15 protein-coding genes are annotated in these 17000 nt (G+C 63.3%); 12 read left to right on the forward strand and 3 right to left on the reverse strand.

Going from position 1 to position 17000, the window contains the following annotated elements:
• The first annotated feature begins 20 nt into the window (after positions 1 to 20).
• The 11 genes from GQX66_RS17545 (at position 21) to GQX66_RS17595 (ending at position 12201) form a co-directional block, all read left to right on the forward strand.
• Entirely contained in the window at positions 21 to 725 is a 705-nt protein-coding gene (locus tag GQX66_RS17545; RefSeq protein WP_085667488.1) for a MotA/TolQ/ExbB proton channel family protein, read from the forward strand.
• On the forward strand, positions 725 to 1126 hold the full coding sequence (locus tag GQX66_RS17550; RefSeq protein WP_011335072.1) for a biopolymer transporter ExbD: 402 nt from the start codon (positions 725 to 727) through the stop codon (positions 1124 to 1126). The genes GQX66_RS17545 and GQX66_RS17550 overlap by 1 nt, the downstream gene beginning before the upstream one ends.
• Before the next feature lie 208 nt (positions 1127 to 1334).
• A complete protein-coding gene (locus GQX66_RS17555) occupies positions 1335 to 4040 on the forward strand; it encodes a TonB-dependent receptor (protein ID WP_173892847.1) in 2706 nt (901 codons plus the stop codon).
• 110 nt (positions 4041 to 4150) lie between these two features.
• Complete coding sequence (locus tag GQX66_RS17560; protein WP_240870192.1) at positions 4151 to 6022, forward strand: extracellular solute-binding protein; 1872 nt, start codon at positions 4151 to 4153, stop codon at positions 6020 to 6022.
• 1 nt (position 6023) lies between these two features.
• Positions 6024 to 7088, forward strand: coding sequence for a microcin C ABC transporter permease YejB (gene yejB, locus GQX66_RS17565; protein WP_011335075.1), 1065 nt, complete (start codon positions 6024 to 6026; stop codon positions 7086 to 7088).
• Complete coding sequence (locus tag GQX66_RS17570) at positions 7088 to 8110, forward strand: ABC transporter permease (protein WP_085648212.1); 1023 nt, start codon at positions 7088 to 7090, stop codon at positions 8108 to 8110. The genes yejB and GQX66_RS17570 overlap by 1 nt, the downstream gene beginning before the upstream one ends.
• Positions 8111 to 8124: 14 nt before the next feature.
• Entirely contained in the window at positions 8125 to 9738 is a 1614-nt protein-coding gene (locus GQX66_RS17575; protein ID WP_102718857.1) for an ABC transporter ATP-binding protein, read from the forward strand.
• Positions 9739 to 9857: 119 nt separating this feature from the next.
• Positions 9858 to 10379 (forward strand): DUF3455 domain-containing protein, encoded by a 522-nt coding sequence (locus tag GQX66_RS17580; RefSeq protein WP_064597927.1) that lies wholly within the window; start codon positions 9858 to 9860, stop codon positions 10377 to 10379.
• A gap of 42 nt (positions 10380 to 10421) precedes the next feature.
• Positions 10422 to 10955 carry a sigma-70 family RNA polymerase sigma factor gene (locus GQX66_RS17585; RefSeq protein WP_170928941.1) on the forward strand — a complete coding sequence of 178 codons (534 nt, stop codon included), beginning with the start codon at positions 10422 to 10424 and terminating at the stop codon, positions 10953 to 10955.
• On the forward strand, positions 10952 to 11647 hold the full coding sequence (locus GQX66_RS17590; protein WP_134022295.1) for an anti-sigma factor: 696 nt from the start codon (positions 10952 to 10954) through the stop codon (positions 11645 to 11647). Before GQX66_RS17585 ends, GQX66_RS17590 begins: the two co-directional genes overlap by 4 nt.
• 113 nt (positions 11648 to 11760) lie before the next feature.
• Entirely contained in the window at positions 11761 to 12201 is a 441-nt protein-coding gene (locus GQX66_RS17595) for a hypothetical protein (RefSeq protein WP_011335081.1), read from the forward strand.
• Between the two features lie 78 nt (positions 12202 to 12279).
• Here the strand turns inward: GQX66_RS17595 and GQX66_RS17600 are convergent, their stop codons facing one another.
• A complete protein-coding gene (locus GQX66_RS17600; RefSeq protein ID WP_129974241.1) occupies positions 12280 to 13368 on the reverse strand; it encodes a DUF1615 domain-containing protein in 1089 nt (362 codons plus the stop codon).
• 194 nt (positions 13369 to 13562) lie between these two features.
• Here GQX66_RS17600 and GQX66_RS17605 point away from each other — a divergent pair, with 194 nt between their 5' ends.
• Positions 13563 to 15098, forward strand: coding sequence for an FAD-dependent oxidoreductase (locus GQX66_RS17605; protein ID WP_240870194.1), 1536 nt, complete (start codon positions 13563 to 13565; stop codon positions 15096 to 15098).
• A 4-nt stretch (positions 15099 to 15102) separates the two neighbouring features.
• On the opposite strand, the gene hemB is transcribed toward GQX66_RS17605, so the two are convergent.
• The gene (hemB, locus tag GQX66_RS17610; protein ID WP_064380881.1) at positions 15103 to 16077 is read right to left on the reverse strand and encodes a porphobilinogen synthase; all 975 of its coding nucleotides are present in this window, start codon (positions 16075 to 16077) and stop codon (positions 15103 to 15105) included.
• Positions 16078 to 16219: 142 nt separating this feature from the next.
• Entirely contained in the window at positions 16220 to 16918 is a 699-nt protein-coding gene (locus tag GQX66_RS17615; protein ID WP_102718853.1) for a glutathione binding-like protein, read from the reverse strand.
• Positions 16919 to 17000 lie beyond the last annotated feature (82 nt).

Below are 17000 nucleotides of genomic sequence, written 5' to 3' on the forward strand. Positions count from 1 at the left end.
AACGCAAGCGAGGTGTAGCCATGAACGATTCTCTGTCTTCGATGATTGTCCCCGGCGTGCTCTGGGGGCTGGTGCTGTTTTCCGTGGTCAGCTGGGCGATCCTGCTGGTCAAGTCGGCGCAATACTTGCGCCAGAAAACCCAGAACAAGCAGTTCAGCAAAGCCTTCTGGGGCGCGCCGGATCTGCTCACCGCCGCCGAACACGCCAGCCAGTATCCGGGCTCGCTGGCGCGGATCGCCAGCAGCGGTTTTGAAGCCTTGCTGGTGGAAGAGTCCCCGCGCACCACCCAGCAACTGGCACACACCATCAACCGTGCCGACCGACTGGAGCGCAACCTGCGCCAGCAGATCCAGAAGGAACGTCGCTCGCTGGAAAACGGCCAGGCGATCCTCGCCAGTATCGGCAGCACCGCGCCGTTCATCGGTCTGTTCGGCACCGTGTGGGGAATCATGGAAGCCCTGCAAAGCATCGGCGCCAGCGGTTCGGCCAGCCTGGAAACCGTGGCCGGGCCGATCGGCCACGCGCTGATCGCCACCGGTGTGGGGATTGCCGTCGCGGTGCCGGCAGTGCTGATCTACAACTTCTTCCTGCGGCGCCTGAAACTGGCCTCGGCGGACATGGATGACTTCGCCCACGACTTCGACGCCCTCGCCTCGCGCAGCGCTTTCTCCATCAGCCGCCAGGCCATCGCCAAATCCACGGCCGCCGTGCGGGAGGCCAGCTGATGTCCTTTTCCACTCAAGACAGCGATGAAGTGCTCAGCGAAATGAACGTCACGCCGCTGGTGGACGTGATGCTCGTGCTGCTGGTGGTGTTCATCGTCACCGCACCGCTGATGACCAACGCGATCAAGGTCAACCTGCCAAAAACCGACGCCGTCGCTCCCGCCGAAAAGAAAGACCCGGTGGTGGTCAGCGTCGATCAGGACGGCAAGTTCTTCCTGGCCAAGACCGAGCTGGCGCCGGAATCACTGGAGGCCAGCCTCAAGGAGGTCAAGGCCAAAGATGCCGACGTACGCGTGCAGCTGCAGGCCGACTCCGCCGTGAATTACGGCCAGGTCGCCAAAGCCATGGCGTCCATCGAGCGCTCGGGCATCACCAAGATATCGGTAATGACCACCCGCTGACGGCGGTGCCGGGCGCGCAGTGAGGGACGCGCCCGACACCGTTCGTTGAATCCCGTCGCAATCGGCCGACCGAAAAAACGCAGCGCGTCTTCGGAGGGGATCGGCTTGCTTGAAGAAAGTGGTTTTCGCGGCGCGGCACCACCGTGCTCCGTGCAAAGAGGGCTCACAAGGCCATTTCGATAAACGTCTAACAAAGTCGGAAACAACCATGCTGATGAACACTCCACGCTTCACGCTCAAACCCTTGGTGGCGACGATTTCCCGCCACCGTTTCGTTCCGTTGTACCTGGTGGCCATGGGGATGGGCGCCGGGGTTCAGGCTGCCGAGGACGACAACAGCGTCCCGGCCGCCGCTGCGGTGGTCGCGCCGACCACGCAACTGCAACGAGTCGAAGTGACCGGTTCGGCGATCCGTCGGGTCGACGCGGAAACGGCGGTGCCGATCACCGTGCTCAAGGCCGATGAACTGCGCAAACAGGGCGTGACCACCACCGCCGAACTGGTGCAGCGCATCACCGGCAGCCAGTCGATCAACAACAGTGCAGGCTCGGTCGGCGCGGCCACCGGCGGTGCATCGTTCGCCGACATGCGCGGCATCGGCGCGAACAAAACGCTGGTGCTGCTCAACGGTCGCCGACTGGCCAACAACGCCCTGTCGGGCACCAACTCGGCCGGCGGCGCGGTGGATCTGAACATGATCCCGTTTGCCGCGATCGAGCGCGTGGAAGTGCTGCGCGACGGCGCCTCGGCCCTGTACGGTACCGACGCCATCGGCGGCGTGATCAACTTCATCACCAAGAAATCCATGACCGACGGCCAACTCACCCTCGGCGGCGAAACCCCGACCCACAGTGGCGGCGGTGCGACCAAGGACATGAGCGCCAGTTGGGGCTACGGCGATCTGGAGCAGGACCGCTTCAACGTGCTCGGCGTGTTCAACTACAACAAGCAGCAGAACCTCGACGCCAACGACCGCTCCTTCGCCCGCGACTATGTGCCCGGCCGTGGCCTGGACCAGACCTCCGGCACTGCGTTCCCCGGCAACTACAGCCAGAACGGCAACGCCACCAACCCGCTGGCCAACAGCAATTGCAACGGCCCCAACCTGGTGGCCCGCGACGGCCTCTGCCGCTTCAGCACCCGCGAATACATCGACCTGGTGCCGCAGACCGAGAAAACGTCGTTCTTCGGCAAGACCACCGGCAAACTGGCCGACGACCACAACGTCAACCTCGAATACTTCTGGTCGCGCAACAACAACGCCACCGCTATTGGCCCAGCGCCATTGACCGGCCTGAGCCTGGATTCGTCCTCGCCCTACTACCCCGGCAACGGCATCACCCCGGCGCCCACCGGTTTCGCCCTCGATCCGACGCAACCGGTGGACGTGAACTGGCGCGAAACCGCCGCCGGCCCGCGCGAATCGAAAGACCAGAACACCAGCCAGCGCTTTTTGCTGAGCTTCGACGGTCTGGTGGGCGGCTGGGACTACAACGTCGGCGCTTCGTACAACCAGAACAAGATCGTCTCCAGCGTCACCAGCGGCTACGTCAGCGATCAGGCGATGATCGACGGTCTGGCCAGCGGTCTGCTCAACCCGTTTGGCCCGCAGACCAGCGCCGGTCAGCAATACATCGATCAGGCCGCGTACCACGGCGCCTATTCCACGGCGGTCGGTCGGGTCGCCGGTTTCGACGGGCGGATCAGCCGCGAGATCGGTGACTGGTTCGGTGCCGGCCCGTCGGGTCTGGCGCTGGGCGGCGAGTACCGCAAAGAGAAATTCCACCAGGACTTCGAAGCCTTCGCCGGCGACATCCAGAGCCTGGGCATCGACCCGGCCGGCAGCGTCGAGGGCGACCGCAGCGTGAAAGCCGCCTACGCGGAAATCAACGTACCGGTGCTCGACAGCCTGGAACTGTCCGCCGCTGTGCGTCACGACAAATACAGCGACTTCGGCAGCACCACCAACCCGAAATATTCGTTCCGTTATCAGCCGCTCAAGGAGCTGGTGGTGCGCGGCGCCTACAGCGAAGGCTTCCGCGCACCGTCGCTGTATGAGTTGTATTCGCCGCGCAGCATCACCTTCACCCAGGGCTACTACAACGACCCGGTGCTGTGTACCGGCGGCGTGGTGCAACCGGGCGGCAACGGCGGGCGCGATTGCGGTCAGCAGTTCCTCAACCAGATCGGCGGCAACGAAGACCTGGCCCCGGAGAAGGCGCGCAACGTGACGCTGGGCTTCGTCTATCAGCCGGTCAGCAATCTGTCCGTGGGCCTGGATTTCTGGTGGATTCACATCTCCAACCAGATCCAGCCGTTCCCGGAATCCACCGTGTTCGATCAGGCCGGCAGCTACCCTGACCGCTTCGTGCGCAACGCCGACGGCACGCTCAACTACATCGTCACCGGCAACGCCAACCTCGGCATCGTCGAAACCAACGGCGTCGATGTGTCGCTGGACTATCGCTTCCCGAACACGCCGTACGGTCAATTCGGCCTGGGCCTGCAAGGCACCTATGTCGACGAGTACGACTTCCAGAGCACCATCAAGGGCCCGTTCACCGACAAGGTCGGCGACTTCAAGGGCGACGGTGTGATTGCCCGCTGGAAACACAACCTGACCGGTTCCTGGACCTTCGGTGCAGCCCGCGCGGCGCTGACCAACCGCTTCACCACCGGCTACAACGACTACGACCGCGAGACCAACGCGCGGGTCGCGTCGTATTCGGTGTGGGACCTGTCGGCCGGCTACACCTTCGACAAGGTGCTGGACGTCGATGCCGGGGTGAAGAACCTGTTCGACCGCGATCCGCCGTTCTCCAACCAGGCCTACAACTTCCAGAGCGGTTATGACCCGCGCTACACCGATCCGCTGGGCCGCACGCTGTTTGCGCGCATGACGTACCACTTCTGAGTCCCGGTCGGGGCCGCGCAAGACTCCGGCCGGCCCCTTCCCCTTGCGAATTCGCATCCCGCAGCGGCCTGCCGCCGCTTCGGGTTTTTCCGGCTCAGAGGAACGACTTCATGACATTCATGCGCAACATGGCCGGCCTGCTGCTCGGCAGCGCGCTGCTGTGCAACGCGGCATCTGCGCTGGCCGGCGGCAGCTACGCGATGACGGTGTACGGCGAGGCGCCTAAATACCCCGCCGGTTTCCAGCACTTCGATTTCGTCAATCCCGATGCCCCCAAGGGCGGCTCGCTCAGCCGCGCTTCGATGGAGATCGGTCAGTACAACTACATCACCCCGTATGCCGATCAGGGCATTTCCGTGGTGCAGGTCAACGACTGGGTGTATTCGCCGCTGGCGTTCCGCTCCCTGGACGAGCCTTACACCGTCTACGGTCTGGTGGCGCAATCCATGGAGCGCGATCCCGGCGGTCTGTGGGTGCGTTTCAACCTGAATCCCGAGGCGCGTTTCGCCGATGGCACGCCGATCACCGCCGAGGACGTGCGCTACACCTTCGAACTGTTGATGACCAAGGGCAGCCTGAGTTATCGCCAGCAATACGCCGACGTGCAGGACGTGCTGATCGAAGGCCCGCGGCAGATTCGCTTCACTTTCAAGAACAACCTCAACCGCACCCTGGCGCTGGATCTGGCGTCGCTGCGACCGGTGCCCGAGCACTGGTGGAAAACCCGCGACTTCGCCAACGGCGGCGGTTTCGAACCACCATTGGGCAGCGGCCCTTATCGGGTGAGCAAGGTCGATGCGGGACGCAGCATCAGTTTTCAGAGAGATCCGGACTGGTGGGGCAAAGATTTGCCGGTCAGTCGCGGGATGTACAACTTCGACAGCCTGACCGTGAATTTCTACGGCGACACAGACGTCGCCCGACAACTGCTGCAGGCGGGGGTGTTCGACTACAACCGCGAGTTTTCCTCGTCCGGCTACGTGGTCGGCTACGACAGCCCGGCCCTGCGCGACGGTCGCCTGCAACAGGCGATTCTCGCCCCGGACAAACCGACCTGCGCCCAGGGTTTCGTGTTCAACCTGCAGAATCCGCTGTTCAAGGATCGCCGCGTGCGTCAGGCGCTGAGCCTGCTGTGGGATTTCGAGTGGACCAACAAGCAGATGATGCGCGGCTTCTACGTGCGCCAGAACAGCTACTGGCCGAAGAGTGAAATGGCCGCCACCGCCCTGCCCGACGCCGGCGAACTGGCGATCCTCGAACCGCTGCGCGGACAGATTCCGGACGAGGTTTTCAGCCGGGTCTATCAGGCGCCGAAAACCGATGGCAGCGGCTACATCCGCGACAAGCAGTTGCAGGCCCTGAAGCTGCTGGCCGAAGCCGGATGGACGCCGAAAAACAACCGGCTGGTGAACGCCGCCGGCGAGCCCTTCGAATTCACCTTCCTCGACGGCCAAGGCGGTTTCGACCGCATGCTGCTGCCGTACAAACGCACCCTGGCGCAGATCGGCATCACCCTGAATCTGCGGCGTATCGATTCAGCGCAGTACATCAACCGGCTCAACGCCCGGGACTACGACATGATCGTCACCAGTTTCCCGCGCAGCGGCGATCCGATCGTCTCGCCGGGCCGCGAGTTGTACAGCCTGTATGCCTCGCAGAGCGCCACGCAGGTCGGCAGTTCCAATTCGATGGTGCTGGCGGACCCGGCGGTGGACCGGCTGATCGACGGCCTGGTCCAGGCCAATACCCGCGACGCCATGGTGCGTTACGCCCGCGCCCTCGACCGGGTGCTGCAATGGGGTGACTACATGATTCCCAACTACTACTCCAAAGGCACGCCGACGGTGTATCAGAACCGCTTCGGCATGCCGTCGGTGCAGCCGATTTACAGCGAAGGCCTCGACACCTGGTGGGAGGTCTCGGCCAAGCCGCTGACCAACCCGCAGATGAGCGCCCTGCGCCAGCTCGCGGGGGGCCAGTGACATGTGGCGTTATCTGAGTCGACGTCTGTTGCTGATCATCCCGACGCTGCTGTGCATTCTGGTGGTCAACTTCGTCATTGTGCAGGCCGCGCCCGGCGGCCCGGTGGAACAGGCCATCGCCCGCCTGCAAGGTTTCGGCGGGCACAGCATGGGCGGCGCCAGCGAGGTAACCGCCATCGGCGGTGCCGGGCGCAGCAGCCGAGGCCTGGACCCGGCGCTGATCGAAGAGATCAAGCACCACTACGGCTTCGACAAACCGATGCACGAACGCCTGTGGCTGATGCTGAAAAACTACGCGCAACTGGACCTGGGCAGCAGTTTCTTTCGCGGTGCGAAAGTGACGGATCTGATCGTGCAGAAGCTGCCGGTGTCGCTGTCCCTCGGCCTGTGGGCGACCTTGATCACCTACCTGATTTCGATCCCGCTGGGCATTCGCAAGGCGATCAAAAACGGCAGCGCATTCGATGTCTGGAGCAGCACGGCGATCATCGTCGGTTACGCGATGCCGGCGTTTCTGTTCGCGATCCTGTTGATCGTGGTGTTCGCCGGGGGCAGCTACGTCAACTGGTTTCCGGTGCAGGGGCTGGTTTCGGACAATTTCGACAGCCTGAGCCTGTGGGGCAAGGTCGGCGACTACCTCTGGCACCTGGTGTTGCCGGTGACGGCGCTGGTGATCGGCGGTTTTGCGACGCTGACGATCCTGACCAAGAACAGCTTCCTCAACGAGATCAGCCGCCAGTATGTGATCACCGCGCGCGCCAAGGGCCTGACCGAAAGACGCGTGCTCTACGGCCATGTGTTTCGCAACGCGATGCTGCTGGTGGTCGCCGGTGTGCCGTCGGCGTTGATCGAGGTGTTTTTCGCCGGCTCCCTGCTGATCGAAACCATCTTCAACCTCGACGGCCTCGGGCGCATGAGCTACGAAGCGGCGGTGTCGCGGGACTACCCGGTGGTGTTCGGCACGCTGTTCCTGTTCACCCTGTTCGGCCTGTTGATCAAGCTGATCGGCGACCTCTGCTACACCCTGCTCGACCCGCGCATCGACTTCTCGGCGAGGACTGCCTGATGTTCACACTCTCCCCTCTGGGCCGGCGGCGCATCGCCCAATTCAAGGCCAACCGTCGCGGGCGCTGGTCGCTGTGGCTGTTCATCGGGCTGTGCCTGATCTGCCTCGGCGGCGAACTGATCGCCAACGACAAGCCGCTGGTGATCCGCTACCACCATGCCTTCTACTTCCCGATCCTCAGCGATTATCTGGAAACCGATTTCGGCGGGGAACTGCCGTTCCAGCCGGATTACGCGAGCAATTACGTACACAAACTGATCGAGGATCAGGGCGGCTGGATGCTGTTCCCGCCGATCCCGTTCAGCTACGACACGGTCAATTACGACCTAACTGAACCGGCGCCGAGTCCGCCGTCCTCCAGCAACTGGCTGGGCACCGACGATCAGGCCCGGGACGTGTTGGCGCGGGTGATTTTCGGCACGCGGATTTCGATCCTGTTTGCGCTGATTCTCACCGCCGTCAGTGCGCTGATCGGCATCGTCGCCGGGGCGTTGCAGGGTTATTACGGCGGCTGGGTCGACTTGCTCGGGCAACGGGTGCTGGAGATCTGGTCGGGGCTGCCGGTGCTGTACCTGCTGATCATTTTGTCGGGGTTCGTATCGCCGAGTTTCTGGTGGCTGCTGGGGATCATGGCGCTGTTTTCCTGGCTGGCACTGGTGGACGTGGTGCGCGCCGAGTTCCTGCGCGGGCGCAGCCTGGAATACGTCAAGGCCGCGCGGGCCCTGGGCCTGACGGACAGCGAGCTGATGCGCCGGCACATTCTGCCCAACGCCATGACCTCCACCCTGACCTACCTGCCGTTCATTCTGACCGGCGCCATCGCCACCCTCACCGCGCTGGATTTTCTCGGCTTCGGCATGCCCGCCGGCACCGCATCGCTGGGCGAACTGATCGGCCAGGCCAAGCGCAATCTGCAAGCGCCGTGGTTGGGGCTGACGGCGTTTTTTGCCCTGGCGCTGATTCTGTCCCTGCTGGTGTTTATCGGCGAAGCCTGCCGTGACGCGTTCGATCCGCGATCCTGATCCCCGGAGCTGAAATGACCGACAACCTGATTGAAATCCGCGACCTGCGCGTCGCCTTCGCCGGGCACGAAGTGGTGCACGGCGTGAACCTCGACATCCGCCGTGGCGAGTGCCTGGCACTGGTCGGCGAGTCCGGCTCGGGCAAGTCGGTGACGGCCCACTCGATCCTGCGTTTGCTGCCAGGCAAAACCGTCAGTAGCACGGGCAGCATCCGCTACAACGGCGTGGACTTGCTGCATGCCAGCGAGCAGCAGATGCGCGGCTTGCGCGGCAACCGCATCGCGATGATTTTCCAGGAGCCGATGACCTCGCTGAACCCGCTGCACACGGTGGAAAAGCAGATCAGCGAAGTGCTGGAGATCCACAAGGGGCTCAAGGGCCGCGCCGCACGCCAGCGCACGCTGGAGCTGCTGGAACTGGTGGGCATTCGCCAACCGTTGCAGCGCTTGAAGGCCTATCCGCACCAGCTCTCCGGCGGCCAGCGGCAACGGGTGATGATCGCCATGGCGCTGGCCAACGAGCCGCAATTGCTGATCGCCGACGAACCGACCACGGCGCTGGACGTGACCGTGCAGCAGAAAATTCTCGAGCTGCTGATCGAGTTGCAGCAACGCCTGGGCATGTCGCTGCTGCTCATCAGTCATGACCTCAATCTGGTGCGGCGCATCGCCCAACGGGTGTGCGTGATGCGCCACGGGGAAATCGTCGAACAAGCCGACTGCGCAACGCTGTTCCGCACCCCGCAGCATCCTTACAGCCGCCTGCTGATCGAGGCGGAACCGTCCGGCGCACCGGTGCCGAGTCGCTACGATCACAATCTGCTGGAAGTGGATGATCTGAAAGTCTGGTTCCCGCTGCCCAAGGCGTTGTTCAGCCGCACCCAGGAATACATCAAGGCCGTGGACGGCGTGAGTTTCCGGCTGCAACGGGGCAAGACCCTGGGGATTGTCGGCGAGTCCGGATCGGGCAAGTCGACGCTGGGCCAGGCGATTCTGCGGCTGGTGGAATCCGAGGGCGATATTCGCTTCGGCAACAAGCATTTGAGCCTGCTCAATCAGCGCTTGATGCGCCCGTTGCGCCGGCAGATTCAGGTGGTGTTCCAGGACCCGTTCGGCAGCCTCAGCCCACGGATGTCGGTGCAGCAGATCATCGCCGAAGGCTTGCTGACCCACGGCATCGGCACGGCTGAGGAACGTGAGGCAGCGGTGATCCGCGTGCTGGAGGAAGTCGGCCTCGACCCGAAGAGCCGCCATCGCTATCCCCACGAATTCTCCGGCGGCCAGCGCCAGCGCATTTCCATCGCCCGGGCGCTGGTGCTGGAACCGGCGCTGATTCTGCTCGACGAACCGACCTCGGCGCTGGACCGCACGGTGCAGAAACAGGTGGTGGAGTTGTTGCGGCAATTGCAGATCCGCCATGGGCTGACATACCTGTTCATCAGCCATGACCTGGCGGTGGTGCATGCACTGGCGCACGACTTGATGGTGATCAAGGATGGCAAAGTGGTTGAACAGGGAGCCTCGCGCCAGATTTTTGCGGCGCCGCAGCATGCCTATACCCAGGAACTGCTGAAAGCCTCAGGCCTGGCATTGGCAAAAACCGGGGGTGAGCGGGTTCCAGCCATCTGACCTTCAGTGCTTTCAGTTTTATTTTCCGGCCACTGCATCCAAACGCCTCCGTCACGGGTAGTCCCTGTAACAGCCCTCTTTCGGCTGTCAGCGGTTTACCCTTTTTCGGAGAAACACTGATGAACATCACCCAACTGATCGGCTTCACCGGTTTGCTCGCCGTCGCCTCGACAAGCTTTGCCCAAAGCAGTTATCCCGACGCGATCAAAGTGCCGGACGGCCACAAGATCGCGATGGAAACCACCGGGGTCGGCGAGATCACCTACGAATGCCGGGACAAGGCCAATGCCGCCGGCCAGACCGAGTGGGTGTTCGTCGGCCCCAAAGCGGTGCTCAACGATCGCAGCGGCAAACAGGTCGGTACCTACTTCGGCCCGCCCGCCACCTGGCAGGCAAAGGACGGTTCGAAAGTCACCGGCACGCAATTGGCCGTCGCGCCGTCGAGCCCGGGCAACCTGCCCTATCAATTGGTCAAGGCCAACCCCGCCGAGGGCAAAGGCGCGATGAGCGGCGTGAGCTACATCCAGCGCGTCGCGCTCAAGGGCGGCGTGGCGCCGGGCAGCGAATGCACGGCGGCGAACAAGGGCAAACAGGAAGTGGTGAAGTACCAGGCCGACTACATTTTCTGGGCCGCGAACTGAGCCTGACTGGACGTTTGCTCGATGCTTGCTAGATTGCAGGACATGCCATTACCCGAAACCGCGTTCGATTACGAAGCCCGCCTCGCCGCCTGTGCCCGCGGCGAGCGCGGGGCCCTGCGCGAATTGTATGTGCAGGAAAGCCCGCGGCTGCTCGGTGTGGCCCGACGTCTGGTGCGCGACACGGCGCTGGCCGAAGACATCGTTCACGACGCATTCATCAAGATCTGGGCCGGCGCGGCGGGGTTCGATCCGGCGCGCGGTTCGGCCCGAGGCTGGATGTTCAGCGTGACCCGGCATCTGGCGTTGAATGTGTTGCGCAATCACGACCGGGAAACGCCGTTGAACGACAGCAACGAATCTCCGGCGATTGATGACGACTTCGATGCGCTGGCGCAATCGACCCGCATCCATCGCTGCCTGCATCAACTGGAACCGCAACGCCGCCGCTGCATCCTTCACGCCTACGTCGACGGTTACAGCCACGCACAGATCGCCCAACGCCTCGACACGCCGCTGGGCACCGTCAAAGCCTGGATCAAGCGCAGCCTCAATGCGTTGCGGGAGTGCATGGGATGACCACCGAATCGGCGCAGGAACGCGATGAACTGGCCAGCGAATACGTGCTTGGCACCCTCTCGGCCGAAGCGCGCGCCGAGGTGCAACGGCGCTTGCCCAACGAGCCCGAGCTGCAAACGGCGGTGGATGCCTGGGAGCGGCGTCTGCTGGAGCTGACCGACCTCGCCCCGGCGCATCAGCCCTCGCCGCAGCTGTGGCAACGCATCGAACGCAGTGTCGGGCAACTCACCCATAAGGTGGCGCCCGAGATTTCATGGTGGAACCGCCTGTCGCTGTGGCGCGGTTTGAGCGCTGCCGGGCTGGCCGCGACCTTGTTGCTAGGCTCGATCCTGTTGACCCAAACCACGCCGAAACCGAGCTTTCTGGTGGTGCTGGTCGCCCCGCAGGACAAGGCGCCGGGCTGGGTGATCCAGGCCAGCAATCCACGGGAGATTCAGTTGATTCCGCTTGGCGTGGTCGAGGTGCCGGCCGACAAGGCGCTGGAATTCTGGACCAAGGCCGACGGCTGGCAGGGTCCGGTGTCGCTGGGGCTGGTCAAACCGGGCCAGGCGCTGTCGATCCCGCTGGACAAGCTGCCGCCGCTGCAACCGAACCAGTTGTTCGAGCTGACGCTGGAAGGCGCCACCGGTTCGCCGATCGGCAAACCTACCGGGCCGATCCAGGCAATCGGCCGCGCAGTGAAGGTGCTGTGACAAACCATCATCGGCGTCGATGTTCACCATCACGTCAATGAAGTTCTCTTAAAAAATCCCGGGCGTAACATCGGCTCCATACCAAACAAACAACACCCCCGGAGCACAAAATCATGAAACGCCAAGTCATCCTCAGCATTGCCCTTTCGGTTCTGGCCTTCAACGCATTTGCCGCCAAACCGGCTCACACCATGATCGCCGAAGGCGGTTCGGATCGTCTGATCGAACGTCGCGTTGCCGAAGGTGGTTCGGATCGTCTGATCGAACGCCGCGTTGCCGAAGGTGGCTCGGATCGTCTGATTGAACGTCGCGTTGCCGAAGGTGGCTCGGATCGTCTGATCGAACGCCGCGTTGCCGAAGGTGGCTCGGATCGTCTGATCGAACGCCGCGTTGCCGAAGGTGGCTCGGATCGTCTGATCGAACGTCGCGTTGCTGAAGGTGGTTCGGACCGTCTGATCGAACGCCGCGTTGCCGAAGGTGGTTCGGACCGTCTGATCGAACGCCGTGTTGCCGAAGGTGGTTCGGATCGTCTGATCGAACGCCGCGTTGCCTGAATGAATGGCTTGATCGCAACAACCCAGAAAAAACCCGGCTCCCGTCAGCCGGGTTTTTTTATTCCCTTTTGATCGTCCTCAGCCCTTGGCCATGCAGCGCCGATAACGCTCGTCGACCCGTTTGGCAAACCACGCCGTGGTCAGCTTGCGGGTGATCTTCGGGCTCTGCAGCACGATGCCCGGCAGCACCGCACGGGGCAATGACTTGCCTTCCGCACGCTCCGCCAGCTCGAAGACCCGTTGATACAGTTTGGTCTCCTCGAAAGCCAGGCTATCGCCCTTCTCCAGTTGATCGCGGATCACCGGATTGCGCATGCCCAGGGATTTGCCGAGGGTGCGCACCGCCAGTTCCGTGCTGCCCGGCATGATCGCGCCCGGGCGGATCAGGTCGCCATCCAGCGCCAGCGGAATGCCCGACGCCCGGCTGACCGCGTTCTGAAACGCCGCGTTGCGACTGGCGTACCAGCCGGCGTTGAAATCGGCGAAGCGGTACAAAGGTTCGCGGTAACTCACCGGATAACCGAGCAAATGGGCGATGCCGAAATACATCCCGCCGCGACGGCTGAACACCTCGCGGCGAATCGTCCCGTCCACCGGGTACGGATAGTCTTTGGCATGCTTCTCGGCGAATTCGATGCTGACCTGCATCGGCCCGCCGGTGTGCACCGGGTTGAAACCGCTGAACAGCGTACGGCCCATCGGCACCGAACCGATGAAGTCGTCGAAAATCGCGCTCAATTCCTTTTCGCTGCGGGCGGCGCTCAGGCGTTCGCTGTAGGTCTTGCCGTTGGGCGAACGCACCTGCAAGGCGCCGCTGATCAACAGGCTCGGGATATGCACCTTGGCGGCGCGGCGGTCGATTTCATCACGGGCGATCTTGCCCAGTCCGGGCACCGGCGGATCGACCTGAAAGGTGGATTCCTGCTCGGCGACGGCCAGCACCGAACACAGATTCTGTGTGGTCGGGCTGATGCCCTGGGCGGCGAACGCCGCGTAGATGTCAGTGGCCCAGCCCTGACGGTCGACGGTTTTTGCCGGCAGCAGGCGCACGATCTGCGCCTTGACCTCGGCGGGCGGGCGCGGCGCCGGTTCTTCGCTGCGTTGACCGGCGCAACCGGCCAGTACCAGCAGCGCGGCGAGGCTGACGATTAATCGAGGGGTGTGCATAACGCTTCATCCAGTCCGTTGAGCCGGGTTAACCCTACGCTCAATCGCAGGGTGCAGGATAGGACTGCGGGCCGGCGGCGCTGTTCCATCGCCCCGTTTGGCAGGCCGACTGGCCGCCCTCGCCGTCTGATCCATACTTGCTGCTGCACACTCAGTGGCAAGTCTTGGATCAGGACACGCGAGGAGGACAGACCATGAACCGCAGTGATGTTCTGATCATCGGCGCAGGCCCCACCGGACTGGTGCTGGCCCTGTGGCTGAGCAAACTGGGCGTGCGCGTGCGCATCATCGACAAGGCTTCCGCTCCGGGCACCACGTCGCGGGCGCTGGCGGTGCAGGCGCGCACCCTTGAGCTGTACCGGCAACTGGATCTGGCCGACGCGGTGGTGCGCAACGGTCACCGGGTGGCCGCGGCGAATTTCTGGGTCAAGGGCAAACCCGTGGCGCAGCTGCCGCTGAACCGGATCGGTGAAGGCCTGACGCCCTATGCCTTTCTGGAGATGTACCCGCAGGACGAACACGAGCGGCTGCTGATCGACCGCCTCGAAGACTACGACGTGACCGTCGAGCGCAACACGACGCTGGAGAGTTTCACCGAAAACGGCGACGGCCTTACCGCGCATTTGCGCCTGCCGGATGGCGAGCAGGAAATCTGCCAGGCCTGCTATCTGGCCGGGTGTGACGGCGCCCGTTCGGTCGTGCGCAAAACCCTCGACACCGGTTTTCCCGGCGGCACTTATCAGCAGATTTTCTACGTCGCCGATGTGCGGGCCAGCGGCCCGGCGCTCAACGGCGAGTTGCATCTGGATCTGGATGAGGCGGACTTTCTGGCGGTGTTCCCGCTGGCCGGCGAAGGCCGTGCGCGGTTGATCGGCACCGTGCGCGACGAACGTGCGGATCGCGCCGAAACCCTGGAATTCTCGGATGTCAGCAATCGCGCCATCGAACATCTGAACGTGCACATCGAGGACGTCAACTGGTTCTCCACCTACCGAGTGCATCATCGGGTGGCGGATCACTTTCGCAAAGGCCGGGCGTTTCTGCTCGGCGATGCGGCGCACGTACACAGCCCGGCCGGCGGTCAGGGCATGAACACCGGCATCGGCGATGCGATCAATCTGGCGTGGAAACTCGCGGCAGTGCTCGGCGGCGCGGCCACGCCCAAACTGCTCGACAGCTACGAAACCGAACGCATCGCCTTCGCCCGGCGACTGGTGTCGACCACCGACAAGGTCTTCAGCTTCGTCACCGCCGAAGGCCGTATGGCCGACCTGCTGCGCACGCGGCTGGCGCCGTTCCTGATTCCGAAAATGGCCTCATTCGAGACCAGCCGCGAGTTCCTGTTTCGCACCGTCTCGCAAATCACCGTCAACTATCGAGGCATGGCGTTGAGCGAAGGCGTGGCCGGGCACGTCCACGGCGGCGACCGCTTGCCGTGGGCCCATGATGGCGAGGGGGATAATTACGAACCGTTGCGCCATCCGTGCTGGCAGGTGCATGTGTACGGCGACACCAGCGACGAGATGATCGCCTGGTGCAATGAACATCACTTGCCGCTGCACGTATTCGACTGGCGTCCGGCGTTTGAAACGGCAGGGCTGGGGCGCAACGGCTTTTACCTGCTGCGCCCGGATACCTACGTGGCGATTGCCGACAACAGCGCGGATCCGAAGGTGATCGAGCGGTACTTCCGTGATCACGGGATCCGGCCGTTCTTCAATTGCCCCTGACGGATCAGATCCCGGCCAGGGCCAGGTCCATCGCAAAGTAGGTGAAGATCAGATCCGCACCCGCGCGTTTGATCGCACCAAGGCTTTCGCGCACCACGCGATCTTCGTCGATAGCCCCGGCCTGGGCGCCGAACTTGATCATCGCGTACTCGCCGCTGACCTGATACGCCGCCAGCGGCAGGTTCGAGGCTTCGCGGATGTCGCGGATGATGTCCAGGTACGCGCCGGCCGGTTTGACCATCAGCGCGTCGGCGCCTTCCTGCTCGTCGAGCAACGATTCGCGCAGGGCTTCGCGGCGGTTCATCGGGTTCATCTGATAGCTTTTGCGATCGCCCTTCAGCGCGCTGCCGCCGGCCTCGCGGAACGGGCCGTAGAGCGCCGAGGCGAATTTGGTCGAGTAGGCCATGATCGGAATCTGCGTGAACCCGGCATCGTCCAGCGCCCGGCGAATCGCCCGCACCTGGCCGTCCATCGCTGCCGATGGCGCGATCACGTCGGCACCGGCACGGGCTGCCGCCACCGCTTGCTTGCCGAGGTTGATCAGGGTCTGGTCGTTGTCGACTTCATGGTTGTGCATCACGCCGCAATGGCCGTGATCGGTGTACTCGCAGAAGCAGGTGTCGGACATCACGATCATGTCCGGCACGGCGTCCTTGGCGATCCGCGACATGCGCGACACCAGACCGTTCTCACGCCAGGTGTCGCTGCCGTTGGCATCCAGATGGTGGGACACACCGAAGGTCATCACCGACTTGATCCCGGCCCGGGCGTAACGCTCGATTTCGCCGGCCAGTTTGCGCTCGGGAATACGCATCACGCCGGGCATGCTCTTGATCGGCACGAAATCGTCGATCTCTTCTTCGACGAAGATCGGCAGCACCAGATCGTTGAGGGAAAACTCGGTTTCCTGGAACAGGCTGCGCAGGCTCGCATTGCGGCGCAGACGGCGTGGACGTGCTTCGGGGAACTGACTGGACATGGGGCCTTTCCTGAAAACAGCGGATGAGACGAAAGTCGTAGGGGGCGAAGCTTATGCCTTGCGAGGGACGGGGTACAAACCTGGATCAATCAACAGTGCATTACCGGGCACGCAACAATCTGCGCACCCGGCTGCAACAGGGTCAGGAAGGAATGGCCAGGCCGCGCACAACGGCCGGCCGCGCCAGGAAGCGCTCCAGCACCCGGGTGACGTTCGGGAAGTTGTTGATGCCGACCAGATCGCCCGCCTCGTAGAAACCGATCAGGTTGCGCACCCACGGGAACGTGGCGATGTCGGCGATGGTGTAGCGCTCGCCCATGATCCAGTCGCGGCCTTCCAGGCGGGTGTTGAGGACGCTGAGCAGGCGGCGGCTTTCTTCGACGTAGCGGTCACGGGGACGCTTGTCTTCGTAGTCCTTGCCGGCAAATTTGTTGAAGAAACCGAGCTGGCCGAACATCGGGCCGATGCCGCCCATCTGGAACATCAGCCACTGAATGGTTTCGTAGCGCAGCGCGCCTTCCTGGGCCAGCAACTGGCCGCTCTTGTCGGCGAGGTAGATCAGGATCGCGCCGGATTCGAACAACGGCAGCGGTTTGTCCTCGGGACCGTGGGGGTCGAGGATCGCCGGGATCTTGTTGTTCGGGTTCAGAGAGAGGAATTCCGGAGACATCTGGTCATTGGTGTCGAAGCCCACGCGGTGCGGCTCGTACGGCAGGCCGATCTCTTCGAGCATGATCGAGACCTTGACGCCGTTGGGGGTCGGCAGGGAATAGAGCTGAATCCAGTCAGGGTACTGCGCCGGCCATTTCTGGGTGATCGGGAACGCGGACAGATCAGTCATGTGTAGCATCCAGTCTCAAATGAAAGGCCTGAGCATAATCCACGAACAGCGCTCTGGCTCGGGTTCTTTACGCCCTCGCCCG

This window comes from Pseudomonas sp. B707, assembly GCF_022496685.1.
Lineage (GTDB): Bacteria > Pseudomonadota > Gammaproteobacteria > Pseudomonadales > Pseudomonadaceae > Aquipseudomonas > Aquipseudomonas paraglycinae.